The organism is Enterobacter sp. 61D5 (assembly GCF_034107965.1).
Lineage (GTDB): Bacteria > Pseudomonadota > Gammaproteobacteria > Enterobacterales > Enterobacteriaceae > Enterobacter > Enterobacter cloacae_M.
Genome location: NZ_JAWNFK010000066.1, coordinates 1 through 322, shown reverse-complemented (window position 1 = coordinate 322; position 322 = coordinate 1). Strand labels below are relative to the sequence as shown.

At 56.2% G+C, this 322-nt stretch carries 1 pseudogene; it reads left to right on the top strand.

Going from position 1 to position 322, the window contains the following annotated elements:
- A pseudogene (yehY, locus tag UTM25_RS22530) lies at nt 1-322 on the top strand (glycine betaine ABC transporter permease YehY); the annotation flags it as partial.

Here is a 322-nt window from a genome sequence, read left to right as displayed (position 1 = left end):
TGGTTGCTGTACTCCGGCACGCTTAACGATCTCTCACTAATGAAAGAATACGCCAACCGTCAGGATGTGTTTGACGACGCGCTGGCACAACATCTGACGTTGCTGTTTGGTGCGGTGCTGCCTGCGTTAGTGATTGGTGTGCCGTTGGGCATCTGGTGCTACTTTTCCACTGCTCGGCAGGGGGCAATTTTTTCTCTGCTCAATGTCATTCAGACCGTGCCTTCGGTGGCGCTCTTTGGCCTGTTGATTGCGCCGCTTGCCGCGCTGGTGACGGCCTTTCCGTGGCTGGGGAAGCTCGGCATAGCAGGAACCGGAATGACAC